Genomic DNA, 17526 nt, shown 5'->3' with positions numbered 1-17526 from the left:
GCACCACCCGACCGGGCAGAACCTCGCTTGGGGCAACTTCTCCAATCTACCAGATCCTTGGTGTCCGCTCCAACTCGGTGATCCGAGCGGAAAGGGCCGTGGAACAGGCAGCCTTCATGGACCGGCACGGCGCGCGAAGCTCCGTGCTGTTCCTCGAAGGGGGAACGCCCGGGGGACCAGCCACCGTCTCGTGCGATCGAGACCCGTGTCCGTTCCTCCCTGCCGGGCGAACGTCGAGAACACTACACGCGGTCCGCGGCCGTGCCAAATCGGCTCCGTGCCGCGACCGAGAGGCCCGCAGGGACGCGGCCCCACGCGTGCGAGGAGCGCGGACGCACGGCCGCGACGACGCGCGAAGGGGCCGGGCCGCTCGACGCGGTCCGGCCCCTCCTCCGGTGATGATCGCCCGCCGCGGGACGACGACCCGACCTGGTTAGCCGGCGACCGCCACGCCGAGGGTCTTCTTCCCCCGGCGCAGGAGCGCGTAGCGCCCGTGCAGCAGGTCGGCGGCGGAGAGGACGGCGTCGTCGCTCGCGACCTTGGTGTTGTTCACGTACGCGCCTCCTTCCGCGACAGCACGGCGCGCGGCCGCCTTCGACGCCACCAGACCCGACGACGCGAACAGGTCGACCACGAGGTCGCCCACCGCCGCCGCGGTGCGCGGGAGCTCGGCGACCGCCGCACCCAGGGTCCGCTCGTCGAGCGCGGCGAGCTCGCCGCGCCCGAACAGCGCCTGGCTCGCCGCGATCACGGCCTCCGTCGCGGCGGCGCCGTGGACGAGTGTCGTGACGTCGGCCGCGAGCGCCCGCTGGGCCTCGCGCGCGCCCGGCCGCTCGCGCACGGCGGCCTCGAGCTCGGCGATCTCCTCGCGCGTGCGGAAGGTGAAGATCCTCAGGAAGCGCACCACGTCGTCGTCCGCGGCGTTGAGCCAGAACTGGTAGAACGCGTACGGGCTCATCATGTCCGGGTCGAGCCACACGGCGCCGCCCTCGGTCTTGCCGAACTTGGTGCCGTCCGCCTTCGTGATGAGCGGCGTCGTCATGACGTGGACGGAGGCGCCCTCCGTCTTGCGGATCAGGTCGACGCCCGAGAGCAGGTTGCCCCACTGGTCGTTGCCGCCGGTCTGGAGCGTGACCCCGTGCCGGCGGTAGAGCTCGTGGAAGTCGATGCCCTGGAGGATCTGGTAGCTGAACTCGGTGAAGCTGATGCCCTCCTCCGAGTGGAGGCGGCGCGCGACCGTGTCCTTCGCGAGCATCGTGCCCAGGCGGTAGTGCTTGCCGACGTCGCGCAGGAAGTCGATCGCCGACAGGCCCGAGATCCAGTCGAGGTTGTTGACGACGCGCGCGGCGTTCTCCCCCTCGAAGTCGAGGAACCGCGAGACCTGGCCCTTGAGGCGCTCGGTCCACTCCGCGACGGTCTCCTTGGAGTTGAGCACGCGCTCGCCGGACTGGCGCGGGTCGCCGATCATGCCCGTCGCGCCGCCCACGAGGGCGATGGGGCGGTGCCCCGCGAGCTGGAGGTGGCGCAGCAGGATGAGCTGGACCAGGTGGCCGTGGTGCAGGCTCGGCGCGGTCGGGTCGAAGCCGCAGTAGTACGTGATCGGGCCCTCGGCCAGCGCGGCGCGCAGCGCGGCCTCGTCGGTGGACTGCGCCACCAGGCCTCGCCATTGCAGCTCGTCGAGAACGTCGCTCACTTCTGCTCCTTCGTCGAGTGCCCCGGCCGGGGCACGGTCCGTGCGGCCCGTACGGCCCGCGGGTCCTAGTCTGCCGTGCCGCGCGACCGCGTCCGGCCACCGCCCACGACGCGGGCGCCCCCGGGGCCGCCGACACCCCGCGGACCCCCGCGCTCCGCGGGCCCCGTGCGCGCTCAGCGCGCCCGCGCGCTCACACGGCGGTACGCCGAGACCGTCGGGTCGCCGGCGAGCCAGTAGCGCCACGGGTAGCGGTCGCCGTCTCCCCCGACCCCGGAGACGCCGACGCGCGGCCCCGAGGCGACCGCGGGCCGGAACGAGCCGCTCGACGGCCGGTGCAGGACGAGCTCGCCCTCGGGGTCGGTGAGGTCGGCGCCGTACTGGCGCAGGTCGAGGTCGAGGGCCACGGCGAGGCGCGCGGGACCGCGCGCGATCTGGCGGTCGGAGTCGCACCGGCCGGACGCCGTCCGTCGTGCGCGGGCGAGCCCGACGCCGTCGGTCACCTCGCCCGCCCGCAGCAGGACGGCGGACGCGCGCCCGACCGGGCCGCACACCACGTTGACGCAGTGGTGCAGGCCGAGGTGCCGGTACACGTAGAGCCGACCCGGTTCGCCGAACATCGCGCGGTTGCGCTCCGTGCGCCCGCGGAAGGCGTGGGAGCCCGGGTCCTGCTCGCCGTCGTACGCCTCGACCTCGGTGATCCGCAGCGTGACGTCGCCCGCGTCGCTGCGACGCGTGAGCAGCGAGCCGAGCAGGTCGCGCGCGACGTCGTGCACGTCCCGCGCGAACCAGCCGCGCGCCGGCACGTCCCACGGCCCGAGGACGCGCGCGTCCTCGGGGCCCGTCCCCGTCAGGGCGTCCGTCGTCATCCGCACCACCTTCCGTCCTGGGCAATGTACGCCCCCGCGCGGACGCCCGGCGGGGCCGGGCGGTCGCCGGGCCCCGGGGCCGGCGTCACCGCGGCGCGGCCCGGACGACGTTCCCCCAGCCGTCGAGCACGACGTCGGCGCGCTCGCGCGAGGCGTGGCGCGCGTAGTGCTTGCGCTCGTCGCGCATCCAGGCGAGCCAGTGCGCGCGCTGGTCCTCGCCGTCGCGCTCGAGCCCGCGGCGCAGCCGCACGTCGTCGGGTGCCTCGACCCACACGCGCAGCGCCGCGACGGCGTCGGCCTCGCGCCGGCCGGCCCCGCAGCCCTCGACCACGAGGTAGGGCGCGGGCGGCACGTCGTGCCACTCGGCGAATCGGTCGAGAGCCCAGTCGAAGCGCCGGTACCGCCCGGCGCGGCCCGCGGCGAGCGGCGCGAGGACCCACTCGTCGAGACGTCCCCACGCGGGCTCGAGACCGCGCCAGCCCTCGTACAGGTCGTCCATGTGGAGCACCTGCGCGGGCAGCGCGTCGCCGAGCTGGGCGGCGAGCGTCGTCTTGCCGGAGCCGGCCGGACCGTCCACGACGACGAGCCGCGTGCCCGACGACGGCCCGGCGCCCGGCGCGGCCGGCTCGCCCGGGTGGTGGCCGGGCCGTGACGGCGGCCCGCCGAGACGCGGGACGGCGGCGCGCACGCGGCGCACGAGGTCCGCGAGGACGTCGGGACCGACGCTCATGCGCTCACCCCGGCCCGGGCCGCGTCAGCCCTGGGCCCAGAAGCGGTACTCGGCCGAGCGCTCCTTCGCCGCCTCCAGCTGCTCGGCGACGCGCACCGGCGCCGTGCCGCCCACGGCGTCGCGCGACGCGAGCGAGCCCTCGACGCTCAGCACGTCGCGCACACCCGGCGTGAGGTGCTCGGAGATGCCCGCGAGGTCGTCGTCCGAGAGGTCCCAGAGCTCGATGCCGCGCTCCTCGCACACGCGCACGCACGCGCCGGCGACCTCGTGCGCGACGCGGAACGGCACGCCCTCGCGCACGAGCCACTCGGCGACGTCCGTCGCGAGCGAGAACCCCTGCGGCGCGAGCGACGCCATGCGCTCGGTGTCGAACTCGAGCGTCGCGACCATGCCCGAGAACGCGGGCAGGAGCACCTCGAGCGTGTCGACCTGGTCGAACACCGGCTCCTTGTCCTCCTGGAGGTCGCGGTTGTACGCGAGCGGCAGGCCCTTGAGCGTCGCGAGCAGGCCCGCCAGGTCGCCGATGAGGCGGCCCGCCTTTCCGCGCGCGAGCTCGGCGACGTCGGGGTTCTTCTTCTGCGGCATGATGCTCGACCCCGTGGAGTAGGAGTCGTGCAGGCGGACGAACCCGAACTCCTTCGTCGCCCAGAGGATGACCTCCTCCGCGAGACGTGACAGGTCGACGCCCAGCATCGCCGCGACGAACGCGAACTCGGCCACGACGTCGCGCGACGCGGTGCCGTCGATCGAGTTCTCGACCGGCCCGTCGAACCCGAGCTCGGCGGCGACCGCCGCCGGGTCCAGCCCCAGCGAGGAGCCCGCGAGCGCCCCCGACCCGTAGGGCGAGCGCGCGGCGCGCACGTCCCAGTCGATGAACCGGTCGACGTCGCGCAGCAGCGGCCACGCGTGCGCGAGGAGGTGGTGCGCGAGGAGCACCGGCTGCGCGTGCTGCAGGTGCGTGCGCCCCGGCATCGCGGCGCCCGGGTGCGCGGCGGCCTGCTCGATCAGCGCGTCGACGACGTCGAGCACGAGTCGCGCGATCGTGCGCGCCTCGTCGCGCAGGTACATGCGCGTGAGCGTCGCGATCTGGTCGTTGCGCGAGCGGCCCGCGCGCAGCTTGCCGCCGAGCTCGGGCCCGGCCCGCTCGATGAGCCCGCGCTCGAGCGCGGTGTGCACGTCCTCGTCGTCGTCGGCCGCGACGAACGCGCCCGACGCGACGTCCTCGCGCAGCCGTTCGAGCGCGGCGAGCATGCCCTCGAGCTCGTCGTCGTCGAGCAGGCCTGCGGCGTGCAGGACCTTCGCGTGGGCCTTCGACCCCGCGACGTCCTGGCCCGCGAGGCGCCAGTCGAAGTGCGTGCTCTTGCTCAGCGCCGCGAGCGCGTCCGCGGGGCCGCCGGCGAACCGGCCGCCCCACAGGCTCACGCGCGCGGGCGCCGTCCCCTCGCCGGCCGCGGCGTCCGCGGGGGTGTCCGTGCCGTGCTGGTCGTCGTGCGTGCTCACTGTGCTCCTGCCCCGAGGTCCGCACCGTTGCCGAACTTCTCGTCGCGCGCGGCGGCGAGCTTCGCGGTGAGACCGTAGATCTCGATGAATCCCTTGGCCTGCGACTGGTCGAACGAGTCGCCCTCGTCGTACGTCGCCAGGTTGAAGTCGTACAGGCTCGTCTCCGAGCGGCGGCCCGTCACGGTCGCCCGGCCGCCGTGCAGCACGAGGCGCACGTCGCCGGACACGTAGCGCTGGGTGTCGTCGACGAACACGTCGAGCGACCGCTTGAGCGGGCTGAACCACATGCCGTCGTAGACGAGCTCGGACCAGCGTTGCTCGACGCCGCGCTTGAAGCGGGCCTGCTCGCGCTCGAGCGTGACGTTCTCCAGCTCCTGGTGGGCCGTGATGAGCGCGATCGCGCCCGGCGCCTCGTAGACCTCGCGCGACTTGATGCCGACGAGGCGGTCCTCGACGATGTCGATCCGGCCGACGCCCTGGGCGCCCGCGCGGCGGTTCATCTCCTGGACCGCCTGGAGCGGGGTCACGGCGACGCCGTCGAGCGCGACGGGGACGCCCTGCTCGAACGTGACGACGACCTCGTCGGCGACGGGCGGGAACGTCGGGTCGTCGGTGTAGTGGTAGACGTCCTTGGTCGGCGCGTTCCAGATGTCCTCGAGGAAGCCCGTCTCGACCGCACGGCCCCACACGTTCTGGTCGATCGAGAACGGGTTGTGCTTCGTCGTCGCGATGGGCAGCGCGTGCCGCTCGGCGTACTCGATGGCCTTCTCGCGCGTGAGCGCGAGGTCGCGCACCGGCGCGATCGTCCTCAGGTCGGGTGCGAGCGACGTCGTCGCGACCTCGAAGCGCACCTGGTCGTTGCCCTTGCCGGTGCAGCCGTGCGCGACGGTCGTCGCGCCGAACCGGCGGGCCGCGCGCACGAGGTGCTTGACGATGACCGGGCGCGAGAGCGCCGAGACGAGCGGGTACCGGTCGAGGTAGAGGCCGTTCGCGCGCAGCGCGGGCATGCAGTACTCGGTCGCGAACTCGTCGCGCGCGTCCGCGACGTGCGCCTCGACGGCGCCGCAGTCGAGGGCGCGCTGCCGGATGACCTCGAGGTCCTCCCCGCCCTGGCCGACGTCGACCGCGACGGCGACGACCTCGGCGCCCGTGGCCTCGGCGATCCAGCCGATGGCGACGGACGTGTCCAGCCCGCCCGAGTAGGCGAGCACGACGCGTTCAGTCATGACGGATCTCTCTCTGGCGTGCGGGTGGGTCGGTGTCCAGTGTGGCAGTCGCGCGCCCGGGTCACGCGCCCGGCCCGACCGGTCCGGAGAGGTCGAGGAAGCGGCGCGCGAGATCGGCGCCGCCGTCGGGGTCGCGCGCGATGACGAGGATCGTGTCGTCGCCCGCGATGCTCCCGAGCACGCCCGGCAGCACCGAGTGGTCGATCGCCGACGCGAGGTAGTTGGCCGCGCCCGGCGGGGTCCGCAGCACGACGAGGTTCGCGGACGCCTCCGCGGAGACGAGCATCTCCGAGCACAGGCGGGCGAGCCGGGCCGCGAGGTACTCCGGCGACTCCGCGGTCTGCACGCTGCGGTCGCCGCCCTCCCCCGGCAGCGCGTAGACGAGGGCGCCCGACGCGCCGCGGACCTTCTCGGCGCGCAGCTCGATGAGGTCGCGCGACAGCGTCGCCTGCGTCACGGACAGGCCCTCGCGCTCGAGCTCGCGCGCGAGCTCGGCCTGCGAGTGGATCTCCGTGCGGCGCACGATCTCGGCGATGCGCGCGTGGCGCGCCGTCTTCGTCGTCGCGGTGCGGGCCTCGGTCACGACCGCTCCAGGAGGAACGTGAGCAGCGCCTTCTGCGCGTGCAGACGGTTCTCCGCCTCGTCCCAGACGGCGGAGCGCGGGCCGTCGATGACCTCGGCGGTGATCTCCTTGCCGCGGTAGGCGGGCAGGCAGTGCAGCACGATCGCGTCGTCCTTCGCGTGCGCGAGGAGCGCGTCGTTCACCTGGTACGGCACGAACGGCCGGGCACGCAGCTCGGCCTCGTCCTCGTCGCCCATCGACACCCACGTGTCGGTGGCCACGACGTCGGCGCCCGCGACCGCCTCGACCGGGTCGGCCGTGACGAGCACCGACCCGCCGGTCTCGGCGGCGACCCGCTCGGCGTCGGCGAGGACCCGCTCGTCCGGCGGGTAGCCCTCCGGGGTCCCGACGCGCACGTGCAGCCCCGCGGTCGCGCCGCCGAGCAGGTAGGAGTGCGCCATGTTGTTCGCGCCGTCGCCGACGTAGGCGAGCGTCTGGCCCGCGAGGGCCCCCGTGCCGCCGCGCAGCTGGGCGATCGTCAGCAGGTCCGCGAGGATCTGGCACGGGTGGAAGTCGTCGGTGAGGGCGTTGACGACGGGCACGCGGCTGATCGACGCCATCTCCTCGATGCGGTCCTGGCCGAACGTGCGCCACACGATCGCCGACGCCTGCCGGTCGAGCACGCGCGTGACGTCCGCGACGGACTCGCGCACCCCCACCTGGGCGAGGCGGCCGTCCACGACGACCGGGAAGCCGCCGAGCTCGGCGATGCCCGTCGCGAACGACAGCTGGGTGCGCAGCGTGGGCTTGTCGAACAGCACGGCCACGCCCTGCGGGCCCGCGAGGGGCTGGCGGAACGTGCGGTCGTCGCGGAACGCGAGGCCGATCTCGAGGACCTGACGCTGCTCGGCGGGCGTGAGGTCGTCGTCGCGCAGGAAGTGCCGGGGGGCCATCAGGAGCTCCTCGTCGTCGGGGTGGCGGGGGTCGTGGGGTCGGTCGCCGGGGCGCCCGTGGCGTCCTCGCTCCCGGGGACGCGCACCGTCGCGAAGAACGCGACGACGTCGCGCGCCTGCTCGGGCGTGAGGACAAGCGGCGGTGCGAGGCGGATCGCGTCGGGCGCGACGGCGTTGACGACGAGTCCCGCGTCCAGCGCCGCGCGCGCGACGTCGGCCGCGACGGGCCGCGCGAGCTGCACCGCGAGCAGGAGCCCGCGGCCGCGCACGCCCGCGACGAGTGGGTTGCCCGCGCCCGCGATCCGCTCGCGCAGGAGCGCGCCGACCGTGCGGACGTTGTCGAGCAGGCCGTCGCGCTCGATCACGCCGAGCGTCGCGAGGGCGGCCGCGGCGGCGACGGGGTTGCCGCCGAACGTCGTGCCGTGCTGGCCCCGGCCGAGCAGCGTCGCGGCGCGCTCGCCGTACGCGATCACCGCGCCCACAGGGAAGCCGCCGCCGAGGCCCTTGGCGAGCGTGACGACGTCGGGCACGATCCCACCGCCGACCTCGGGCTGCTGGTACGCGAACCACGAGCCGGTGCGCCCGACGCCGGTCTGCACCTCGTCGAGCACGAGCAGCGCGCCGTGCCGGGCGGTGAGGTCGCGCGCGGCGACGAGGTAGCCCGGCGAGAGGCCGCGCACGCCCGCCTCGCCCTGCACGGGCTCGACGACGAGCGCGGCGACCTCGCCGCGCTCGGCCACGGCCGCGGGCGAGAACGCCTCCTCGAGCGCGGCGACGTCGTCGAACGCGACGAACTCGACCCCGCCCGGGAGCGGCTCGAACGGCTCGCGGTACGCGGCCTTCGACGTCAGCGCGAGCGCCCCCATGGTCCGCCCGTGGAAGCCGCCCTGGAGCGCGAGGACGCGCGTGCGTCCCGTACGGCGCGTCATCTTGAACGCCGCCTCGTTGGCCTCCGTGCCCGAGTTCGTGAAGAACACGCGCGAGCCCTCGGGTGCCTCGGCGAGCGCGAGCAGGCGCTCGGCGAGCGCGATCTGCGTCGGGGTGCCGAAGAAGTTCGAGACGTGGCCGAGCGTGCCGAGCTGGGCCGAGATCGCGGCCGTGAGCGTCGGGTGCGCGTGGCCGAGCGCGTTCACCGCGATGCCCGCAAGGAGGTCGAGGTACCGCTTCCCGTCGGCGTCCCACACGTACGCGCCCTCGCCGCGCACGAGGACGCGCTGCGGCGGGCCGAACGTGTCCATGACCGCGTGGGTGTACCGGTCCGTCCACTGCGCGACGGAGCCGTCGGCCGGCGCGGCGACGTCCTGGGCGGGGGTCGTGGCGGGCGTCCCGCCGGTCGTGGGCTCGGTCACGCGGCGCCTCCGGCGGTCGGGGTCGCCGCGGGCGCGGCGTCGGGGACGACCATCGTCCCGTTGCCCTGGGTCGTGAAGACCTCGAGCAGGGTCGAGTGCGGCACGCGGCCGTCGATCACGGTGGCCGCCGGCACACCGCCCTCGACGGCGCGCAGGCACGCCTCCATCTTGGGGACCATGCCCGCCGAGAGCGACGGCAGGAGCGCCGCGAGCTCGGAGCGGGAGATCTGCGCGACGAGCGAGCCCCGGTCCGGCCACGACGTGTACAGGCCCTCGACGTCGGTCAGCACCACGAGCTTCTTCGCGCCGAGCGCGACCGCGAGCGCCGCGGCGGCGGTGTCGGCGTTGACGTTGAGCACCTGCGTCGGGTCGTCGAGGTCGGGCGCGATCGTCGAGACGACGGGGATGCGGCCGGCGTCGAGCAGGTCCTGGACCGCGGCCGGGTGCACCTCGACGACGTCGCCGACGAGCCCGACGTCGACGGGCTCGCCGTCCACGGTCGCGTGCCGGCGCTGGGCCTGCAGGAGGCCGCCGTCCTCGCCCGAGAGCCCGACGGCGTACGGGCCGTGCGCGTTGATGAGGCCGACGAGCTCGCGCGACACCTGGCCCGTGAGCACCATGCGCACGACGTCCATCGCCTCGGGCGTCGTGACGCGCAGCCCCCCGCGGAACTCCGACTCGATGCCGAGCCGGTCGAGCATCGCGGAGATCTGGGGGCCGCCGCCGTGCACGACGACCGGCCGCAGGCCGACGCGGCGCAGGAACACCATGTCCTGCGCGAACGCCGCCTTGAGCGCGTCGTCGACCATGGCGTTGCCGCCGTACTTGACGACGACGAGCGCACCGGCGAACTCCTGGAGCCACGGCAGGGCCTCGACGAGCACCTCGGCCTTCTGCTCGGGGCGCAGGTCGGTGCGCGTGTCGAACGCGGCGTCGTCCGGGTGGGGCGTGGGGGTGGTCGGGTCGCTCATGAGGAGTACGCGCTGTTCTCGTGGACGTAGTCGTGCGTGAGGTCGTTGGTCCAGACGGTCGCGGTCGCGGAGCCGGCGTGCAGGTCGATCTCGACGCGCACCTCCCGCTCGGCCGCGAGGTCGACGAGCTCGCGCGGCTCGCCGACTCCCCCGGCCCGACAGACCTGGACGTCGTTGACCGTCACGTCGAGCAGGAGCGGGTCGAACGGGGCGACGTCCTCGGGGACGGTCCCGACGGCGGACACGATGCGGCCCCAGTTCGGGTCGTTGCCGAAGATCGCGGTCTTGAACAGGTTCGACCGGGTCACGGCGCGCGCCACCGCGACGGCCGCGTCCTCGCTCGACGCGTTGACGACCGTGACGGCGACGTCGTGGCTCGCGCCCTCGGCGTCGGCCACGAGCTGGCGCGCGAGGGACGCGCACGCCTCGGTGACGGCGTCGGTGAGCGCGTCGAGCCCGACCTCGACCCCGGACGCGCCCGAGGCGAGCAGGATCACGGTGTCGTTCGTCGACATGCAGCCGTCGGAGTCGACCCGGTCGAACGTGGTGCGGGTCGCGGCGCGCAGCGCGGCGTCGGCCGTCGCGGCGTCCACGACGGCGTCCGTCGTGAGCACGCACAGCATGGTCGCGAGGCCCGGCGCGAGCATCCCCGCGCCCTTGGCCATGCCGCCCACGGACCACGTCGCGGCGCCGTCGGTCGCGGTGGCGTCCGTGACCTCGCGGACCACGGAGACCGTCTTCGGCACGGTGTCCGTCGTCATGATCGCGAGCGCGGCGTCGCCGCCGCCGTCGACCGTGGCGGCCGGGTCCGTGAGCGCCGCCGCGGCGGCGTCGACCCCGGCGAGGAGCCGGTCCATGGGCAGGCGCACGCCGATGAGGCCCGTCGAGCACACGAGCACGTCGCCCGCGGACGTCGCGAGCACGTCGGCCACGTGCTCGGCGGTGCGGTGCGTGTCGGCGAACCCCTCCGGCCCGGTGCACGCGTTGGCGCCGCCCGAGTTGAGCACGACCGCCGTCGCGCGACCGTCGCTCACCGCCTGGCGCGTCCACGCGACGGGTGCCGCGAACACGCGGTTGCTCGTGAGCACGGCGGCCGCGACGTCGAGCGGCCCGTCGTTGACGACGAGCGCGACGTCCTTCGCGCCCGTGGACTTGAGCCCGGCCGCGACGCCGGCGGCGCGGAACCCCTGCGGGGTGGTGACGGTCACGGGGCGACCCCCTCGGTCGTGAGGCCCGCCGTCTGCGGCAGGCCGAGCGCGATGTTCATGGACTGCACCGCGGCGCCCGCGGTGCCCTTGACGAGGTTGTCGATCGCGGTGACGGTGACGACGCGGCCCGCCGCGTGGTCGACGGCGACCTGGACGAGCGCGGTGTTCGCGCCGAGGGTCATCGCGGTCGTCGGCCACTGGCCCGCGGGCAGCACGCGCACGAACGGCTCGCCCGCGTACGCGTCCTCCCACGCCTGGCGCACGCGCGCGTCGAGCGCCGCGGGGTCGAGGCGCGCGGCGTCGTCGGCGAGGCGCGCGGTGACCGTGGCGAGGATGCCGCGGGACATCGGCACGAGGGTCGGGGTGAAGGAGATGCTCACGTCGGGGGCGCCCGCGGCGCGCAGGTTCTGCGCGATCTCGGGGATGTGCCGGTGCGTGCCGCCCACGGCGTAGGGCTGGGCCGACCCGAGCGCCTCGGACGCGAGCAGGTGCGGCTTGAGCGACCTGCCCGCGCCGGAGTACCCGTTGGCGAGCACCGCGACGAGGTCGCGGGCCTCGACGAGGCCGGCCGCGACGCCGGGCTGGATGCCGAGCGTGACCGCGGTGACGTTGCAGCCGGGCACGGCGATGCGGCGCACGCCCGCGAGGCGCTCGCGCTGCTTCGTCTCCGTCGCGGCCGCGCCGGGCTCGTGGGTGAGCAGCAGCTCCGGCAGGCCGTACGGCCACGTCCCGGCGTGCTCGGACCCGTAGAACGCCTCCCAGTCCGCCGCCGACGCGAGCCGGTGGTCGGCGCCGAGGTCGAGGACGAGGACGTCGTCCGGGAGCTGCGCCGCGATCTCGCCCGACGCGCCGTGCGGGAGCGCGAGGACGACGACGTCGTGCCCCACGAGGTGCTCGACGCTCGTCGGCACGAGCACGCGGTCGGCGAGGGATCGCAGGTGCGGCTGGTGCGCCCCGAGGGGCGTCCCGGCGTTGCTGTGCGCCGTGACGGCGCCGATCTCCACCTCGGGGTGGCCGGCGAGCAGGCGGAGCGTCTCCCCGCCCGCGTACCCGGACGCACCCGCGACCGCGACTCTGATCGTCATATGCAGAACTATACATAGTTATGCAACGGCGTTCCGGGTCGGCGCGTCGAGACGAGATCGGCAGCCACGCAGGAGATCGGCAGCCCCGCGTGGGATCGGCAGCCCGGACTGCCGATCCAGGCACGGCGTGCCGATCTCGTGCGACAGAAGGGCGGGTACCCCATGACCCCCGCACGACCCTAGGCTGAGCCCATGCACGCGATCGTGGCCCGCACGGCGGGCGGCCCCGAGGTCCTCGAGTACACCGAGCTGCCCGACCCCACGCCGGGCCCGGGCCAGGTCCTCGTCCGGTCGGCGGTGGCCGGCGTGAACTTCATCGACACGTACAAGCGCGCGGGCGTGTACCCGATGGAGTACCCGCACGTCGTCGGGAGCGAGGGCGCGGGCGTCGTCGCCGAGGTCGGCGAGGGCGTCGAGGGGTTCGCCGTCGGGGACCGCGTCGTGTGGACCGAGGCGCCCGGGTCGTACGCGGACCTCGTCCTCGTGGACGCCGAGCAGGCGCTGCACGTGCCGGACGCCGTGCCGCTCGAGGACGCGACCGCCGTCGCGCTCCAGGGCCTCACCGCGCACTACCTGTGCACGTCGTCCTACCCGGTGCGCCCGGGCGACCGCGTGCTCGTGCACGCGGGCGCGGGCGGCGTCGGCCTGCTCCTCACCCAGATGCTCGTCGCGCGGGGCGCGCACGTGATCTCGACGGTGTCGACCCCCGAGAAGGCCGAGCTGTCGCGCGGCGCCGGGGCGGAGCACGTGATCCAGTACACCGCGTTCGCGGACCTCACCGCCGAGCTGCCCGAGGTCGTGCGCGGGCTCACGGGCGGCGAGGGCGTCGCGGCGGTGTACGACTCCGTCGGCAAGGACACGTTCGACGCGTCGCTCGCGTCGCTGCGCCGCCGCGGCACGCTCGTCCTCTACGGCGGCTCCTCCGGGCAGGTGCCCCCGTTCGACCCGCAGCGCCTCAACGCCGGAGGGTCGCTCTTCCTCACGCGGCCCAAGCTGTCGGACCACACCGCGACCCGCGCCGAGCTCGTCGAGCGCGCGACCGAGGTGCTCGGCGCCGTCGCGGGCGGCACGCTGCACGTGCGCGTGGGGGCCACCTTCCCCCTCGCCGAGGCCGCCGACGCGCACCGCGCGCTCGAGAGCCGCGCGACGACCGGCAAGGTGCTGCTCCTGCCCGGCTCCGCGCCGACGACGGCGTGAGCTGGGACTGGGTGCCCGCGCGCCCGGGCGAGGAGGACGGGTCCGACGGCGGTCCCTCCCCCGCGCTGCGGCGCACCGTCACCGTGCTCGTCGTGCTGCTCACCGGGGTGCTCGTCGCGTACTACCTGACGGTCGCGGTGCGGCAGCAGGCGGACGCGTGCGTCGCCGACCGCCCGGCGGGCGTCGAGGCGCGCGACGTCCACGCGACCTGGCGCTGGCTCCCACCGGGCTACGACTGCGAGCACGCGACCGCCGACGAGGACGTCGCGCGCGCCTGACCGCGCACCCCACCGACCGACCCACGACCCACGACCCACGACGAGGACCCATGCCTGGAACGCCGCACCCCCGCCCGCACGTGCTCCTGGGGGCCTACGCCCTCGCGGGCGTCCCGGACCCGGGCGGCTGGTACGCCGCGCTCGACGACGACGGGCTCGACGGGATCGAGCACCCCGTCGACCCGGACGACGTCGCAGCCCTCGCGACCGTGGCAGCCGCCCTCCCCGCGCGCTGGTCCCTCATGCCGACGACGGTCGCGGCGACGGCGCGACGCGCCACCGCGGACCGGTCCTACGGCCTCGCGTCCGACGACGAGGCCGGTCGCCGCGAGGCGGTCGAGGGCGTCGCGCGCGTGCTCGACGCGGCCCGGCGCCTCGCCGACGACGGCCGCCGGGTCGTCGCGGTCGAGCTCCAGTCGGCTCCCGGTCCGGGCACCGGCTCGGCCACCGCGCTCGAGCGCAGCCTCGTCGAGCTCGCCGCCGTCGCGCCCGCCGGGCTCCCGCTCGTCGTCGAGCACTGCGACGCTCCCCGCCCGTGGGGCGTCGCCGAGAAGGGCTTCCTCCCGCTCGAGGACGAGATCGAGGCCGTCGGCCGCGCGGCGCGGGCGACGGGCCACCCGCTGCACGTCGGGCTCAACTGGGGACGCTCCGCGATCGAGGGCCGCGGCGCCGCCACGCCCGTCGAGCACGCGCGCGCCGCGGCGGGCGCCGGGCTGCTCGCGAGCGCGATGCTCTCGGGGGCCGCGGGGGTGGCGGGCCGCTGGGGCGGGCCGTGGGACGACGCGCACGTGCCGCCGCACGGCCCCGACCCGGCGCTGCCCGGCCCCGACGAGTCGATGCTCGGGCCCGACGAGGTGCGGGCGTTCCTCGCGGCGTGCGGCCCGGTCCCCGTCGTCGGGGCCAAGGTCACGACCCGCCCGCTCGACGCGTCCCCCGCGCAGCGCCTCGCGGTCGCGCGCGCGACCGTCGCGGTCGTGCACGCCGCGCTCGCCGACGTCGAGCCCGCCTGGTCGGCGGGTGTCCGGGAGGTCCCCCAGGGGGTGTGACGCCTGCCGGTATCAGCGGCGCGGGGTCGCTGGCGCGTCGCGGCCCAGCACGCGCGCGTCAGGGACCAGGACGCCGCACGCGCCGAGCGCGGCACCCCAGGCCACGCACGCGACCCCGCCCACCGTCCCGAGGCTCGCGAGGTGCTCCGGGTAGAGCACCGAGCACGCGCCGAGGGACACGGCCACGAGCGCGGGCGGCACCACCCCGGCGCGCCACCGCGTCGTGCCGCCCGCGCGCGCGACGGTGACGGCGAGCGCGCAGCCCGCGAGCGCGAGCGCCAGCCCGGCCTGCATCGGCAGGTGCTGGAGACCCCACGTCTCGTCGTCGGGCTCGCCCGCCGCGGCCGCACGCAGCACGGCGACCGCGTAGGCGACCGCACCGCCCACGCCCACGAGCGCGAGCCCGGCGAGCGCGGGGTGCACCGCCCGTGCCGTGACGCGCGCGGGGCGCAGGTCCTGCCGCGCGAGGGCGGCGGGGACGAGCGCCGACGCCGCGAGCCCGAGCGCGGGCAGGAGCTGCCCGAACGCGCCCGCCGCGAGCCCGGCGAGCGCGACGGCGGCCCCCGTCACGAGCACCCCCTGCAGCAGCACCGTCGCGCGCGGTCGGACGGCCCACACGAGGAGCGGGAGCATGACGAGGCCCGTGTAGAGCAGGCCCCAGCCCGCCTCCAGAAGGTAGTGCCGGGCGAACCGCTCGTCCTGCAGCACGACGGTCGCGAGGTCGACGAGGCCGAAGAAGAGGACGCCCCAGAACAGCGCCGCCACGACGGCGACGGCGCGCGCGGCGAGCAGGCGGCCGCGCGACGGGGCCGGAGCACCGAGGTCGTTCGTCATGGAGGACGGTGTAGCACCGGCTCGCCCGGCGCGCCACCGTCGCGAGCCGCCCGGCGGTGCTAGACGCCGACGGGCGTGGCCACGGCGTGCAGGTGGTCCACGGGACCGCGCCCGCTCCCGACGCGCAGCGCCGCACCCGCGCGCAGGGCGCCCGTGAGCCACGCCTTCGCGTCGCGCGCCGCGTCCTCCCAGCTCGCGCGGCGCGGGCGCAGGGCCGCGAGCGCCGCGGAGAGGGAGCACCCGGTGCCGTGCGTGTGCGGGGTGTCGACGCGCTCGGCGTCGAACGTCGTCACGCGCACGTCGTCCGCGACCGGGACGACGAGCGCGTCGGGCGAGGCGCCGCCCGTGAGGTGCCCGCCCTTGAGCAGCACGCCGGCGCCGCTCGCCCGCGCGTACGCGGCCGCCTGCGCGAGCGCGTCGTCCCAGGTCGTGGCGGCGGGGCGGCGGGACAGCACCCCGAGCTCGGGCAGGTTGGGCGTGACGACGTCCGCGCGCGTCGCGAGGTCGCGCACCGCGTCCTCGGCGCCCTCGTCCAGCAGCCGGTGGCCCGACGTCGCGACCATGACCGGGTCGAGCACGACCCAGGGCCGCGGCGCGCCCGTGCGTGCCCGCTCGGCGACGAGCGCGTCCAGCCACGCCGCGATCGTGCGACCGTTCGCCGCGTCGGCGACCATGCCGATCTTCACCGCGTCGACGTGCACGTCGTCGGAGACGGCGTCGAGCTGCTCGCGCAGGAACCCCGGGCCGGGCACGTGCACCGACCGGACGCCGTGCGTGTTCTGCGCGACGAGCGCCGTCGTGACGGCCATGCCGTACGCGCCGTGCGCGCAGAACGCCTTGAGGTCGGCCTGGATGCCCGCCCCGCCGGTCGGGTCCGTCCCGGCGACCGAGAGCACGCGCGGGCGCGAGGGCGCGTCGTCGGAGGTCGCGCTCCCGGGTCCGGGCGCGACGGCGGGGGTGACGGAGGGCACGGTGAGCGGCATCGGCGGACATCCCTTCGCTGGTACGAGCCAGAGCAGGTTCGACGGGTGTGATCTCAGCCCCGCGTGCGCGGGGCACCCCGTGTCGGTCACCGCATCCTACGACGCCGCGCGCCGGCCCCGGCAGGCCGTCCGCGACGCGGCGGAGCCCGCCCCGGCGTCGCCGGGACGGGCTCCGTCCACCTCGTGCTGTCGCGCCCCTCAGCGCGCCGGGAGCGCGCCCGGCATCGGGTCGTCGTCGCCCCAGCGCGTGACGCGCAGGCGCCGCCCGTCCTGGCCGGGGACCGCGCGCCCGTCGCGCTCCCCCGCCACGAGCGCCGCCCGCAGCGACTGCGGCGAGTCGTGCGTGACGCGCACGAACGCGCCGGAGAACGCGTCGAGCTCGCCCGCCGCGATCGCGACGACCATCTCGACCGTGCGCTCCACGGGCGTCCACTCGGTGCGGCCCTCGTGCATGGTCATCGACGCGGTCATGTCGGTCTGCACCACGCCCGGCGAGACCTCGAACGTGCGCAGGCCGCGGTCGAACCCGGACCGGTGCAGGTTCGCGCCGATCCGTAGGAGCGCCGTCTTGCTCGCGTTGTACGCGCTCGCGCCGTCCATGTCGTGCGAGCCGGCGCCGCTGTTGAGGTCGACGACGCGCCCCCCGCCCCGGGCGAGCATGCCCGGCACGACCGCACGCGCGAGGAGGAACGGCCCGCGGACGTTCGTCTCGACGATCGCCCACCACTCGTCGGGGTCCGCCTCCCACAGCGGCACCTCGGCGTCGACGCGGCCCGCGTTGTTGACGAGGAGGTCGACGCCGCCGAGGGCGTCCTCCGCCGCGCGCACCGCGGCGGCGACCGCGCCGGCGTCCGTGACGTCCGCCGTCACGACGGCGGCGCGACCCGCTGCGTCGTCCCGCTCGCCGAGCGCGGCGATCTCCGCCGCCACCCCGGCGAGACGGTCGGCGTCGCGCGCGAGGAGCGCGACGTCGAGGCCGGCCGCGGCGAGCCCGACCGCGATCGCGCGGCCGATGCCCCGGGACGCGCCCGTGACGAGCGCGGTC

The 17526-nt window shown here is 75.8% G+C and carries 17 protein-coding genes and 1 riboswitch; of the genes, 3 read left to right on the top strand and 14 right to left on the bottom strand.

Going from position 1 to position 17526, the window contains the following annotated elements:
• Positions 1 to 433: 433 nt before the first annotated feature.
• From tyrS to argC, 11 genes are all read right to left on the bottom strand, one after another.
• Positions 434 to 1693, bottom strand: coding sequence for a tyrosine--tRNA ligase (gene tyrS / locus GJV82_RS17795; protein WP_115942438.1), 1260 nt, complete (start codon positions 1691 to 1693; stop codon positions 434 to 436).
• Positions 1694 to 1866: 173 nt separating this feature from the next.
• Complete coding sequence (locus tag GJV82_RS17790) at positions 1867 to 2559, bottom strand: DNA-3-methyladenine glycosylase (protein ID WP_115943627.1); 693 nt, start codon at positions 2557 to 2559, stop codon at positions 1867 to 1869.
• Positions 2560 to 2644: 85 nt separating this feature from the next.
• Positions 2645 to 3289, bottom strand: a complete 645-nt coding sequence (locus GJV82_RS17785; protein WP_155100151.1) for a uridine kinase family protein — start codon at positions 3287 to 3289, stop codon at positions 2645 to 2647.
• 24 nt (positions 3290 to 3313) lie between these two features.
• Complete coding sequence (gene argH, locus GJV82_RS17780; protein WP_034604379.1) at positions 3314 to 4711, bottom strand: argininosuccinate lyase; 1398 nt, start codon at positions 4709 to 4711, stop codon at positions 3314 to 3316.
• A gap of 74 nt (positions 4712 to 4785) precedes the next feature.
• Positions 4786 to 6015, bottom strand: coding sequence for an argininosuccinate synthase (locus GJV82_RS17775; protein WP_155100150.1), 1230 nt, complete (start codon positions 6013 to 6015; stop codon positions 4786 to 4788).
• Between the two features lie 61 nt (positions 6016 to 6076).
• Entirely contained in the window at positions 6077 to 6598 is a 522-nt protein-coding gene (locus GJV82_RS17770) for an arginine repressor (RefSeq protein ID WP_024840680.1), read from the bottom strand.
• Positions 6595 to 7530, bottom strand: a complete 936-nt coding sequence (gene argF / locus GJV82_RS17765; RefSeq protein WP_115942436.1) for an ornithine carbamoyltransferase — start codon at positions 7528 to 7530, stop codon at positions 6595 to 6597. Before argF ends, GJV82_RS17770 begins: the two co-directional genes overlap by 4 nt.
• Positions 7530 to 8768: an acetylornithine transaminase gene (locus GJV82_RS17760; protein ID WP_155100153.1), complete on the bottom strand. Its 1239-nt coding sequence runs from the start codon at positions 8766 to 8768 to the stop codon at positions 7530 to 7532. Before GJV82_RS17760 ends, argF begins: the two co-directional genes overlap by 1 nt.
• Before the next feature lie 107 nt (positions 8769 to 8875).
• The gene (gene argB / locus GJV82_RS17755) at positions 8876 to 9850 is read right to left on the bottom strand and encodes an acetylglutamate kinase (protein WP_024840677.1); all 975 of its coding nucleotides are present in this window, start codon (positions 9848 to 9850) and stop codon (positions 8876 to 8878) included.
• Positions 9847 to 11058 (bottom strand): bifunctional glutamate N-acetyltransferase/amino-acid acetyltransferase ArgJ, encoded by a 1212-nt coding sequence (gene argJ, locus GJV82_RS17750; protein WP_318657801.1) that lies wholly within the window; start codon positions 11056 to 11058, stop codon positions 9847 to 9849. The genes argB and argJ overlap by 4 nt, the downstream gene beginning before the upstream one ends.
• Positions 11055 to 12143, bottom strand: coding sequence for an N-acetyl-gamma-glutamyl-phosphate reductase (argC, locus tag GJV82_RS17745; RefSeq protein ID WP_155100149.1), 1089 nt, complete (start codon positions 12141 to 12143; stop codon positions 11055 to 11057). Before argC ends, argJ begins: the two co-directional genes overlap by 4 nt.
• 192 nt (positions 12144 to 12335) lie before the next feature.
• Here argC and GJV82_RS17740 point away from each other — a divergent pair, with 192 nt between their 5' ends.
• From GJV82_RS17740 to GJV82_RS17730, 3 genes are read left to right on the top strand one after another with little or no spacing between them, the layout of a single operon-like run.
• Positions 12336 to 13340: a quinone oxidoreductase family protein gene (locus GJV82_RS17740; RefSeq protein WP_155100148.1), complete on the top strand. Its 1005-nt coding sequence runs from the start codon at positions 12336 to 12338 to the stop codon at positions 13338 to 13340.
• Positions 13337 to 13618 (top strand): hypothetical protein, encoded by a 282-nt coding sequence (locus GJV82_RS17735; RefSeq protein ID WP_115942431.1) that lies wholly within the window; start codon positions 13337 to 13339, stop codon positions 13616 to 13618. The genes GJV82_RS17740 and GJV82_RS17735 overlap by 4 nt, the downstream gene beginning before the upstream one ends.
• A 50-nt stretch (positions 13619 to 13668) precedes the next feature.
• The gene (locus tag GJV82_RS17730; RefSeq protein ID WP_155100147.1) at positions 13669 to 14664 is read left to right on the top strand and encodes a DUF4862 family protein; all 996 of its coding nucleotides are present in this window, start codon (positions 13669 to 13671) and stop codon (positions 14662 to 14664) included.
• Positions 14665 to 14676: 12 nt separating this feature from the next.
• On the opposite strand, the gene GJV82_RS17725 is transcribed toward GJV82_RS17730, so the two are convergent.
• From GJV82_RS17725 to GJV82_RS17715, 3 genes are all read right to left on the bottom strand, one after another.
• Complete coding sequence (locus GJV82_RS17725) at positions 14677 to 15498, bottom strand: hypothetical protein (protein ID WP_155100146.1); 822 nt, start codon at positions 15496 to 15498, stop codon at positions 14677 to 14679.
• Positions 15499 to 15557: 59 nt separating this feature from the next.
• Positions 15558 to 16469, bottom strand: coding sequence for a bifunctional hydroxymethylpyrimidine kinase/phosphomethylpyrimidine kinase (gene thiD / locus GJV82_RS17720; RefSeq protein ID WP_318657800.1), 912 nt, complete (start codon positions 16467 to 16469; stop codon positions 15558 to 15560).
• 4 nt (positions 16470 to 16473) lie between these two features.
• Positions 16474 to 16571: riboswitch (TPP riboswitch) on the bottom strand.
• 108 nt (positions 16572 to 16679) lie between these two features.
• The coding region (locus GJV82_RS17715) for an SDR family oxidoreductase (RefSeq protein ID WP_155100144.1) at positions 16680 to 17526 on the bottom strand (847 nt) is incomplete at its 5' end.

The sequence above is a fragment of the Cellulosimicrobium composti genome, from assembly GCF_009711085.1.
In the GTDB taxonomy this organism is placed as follows: Bacteria; Actinomycetota; Actinomycetes; order Actinomycetales; family Cellulomonadaceae; genus Cellulosimicrobium; species Cellulosimicrobium composti.
Note: the sequence above shows the minus strand (reverse complement) of the source record. Positions and strands in the feature narration are given on the sequence as shown.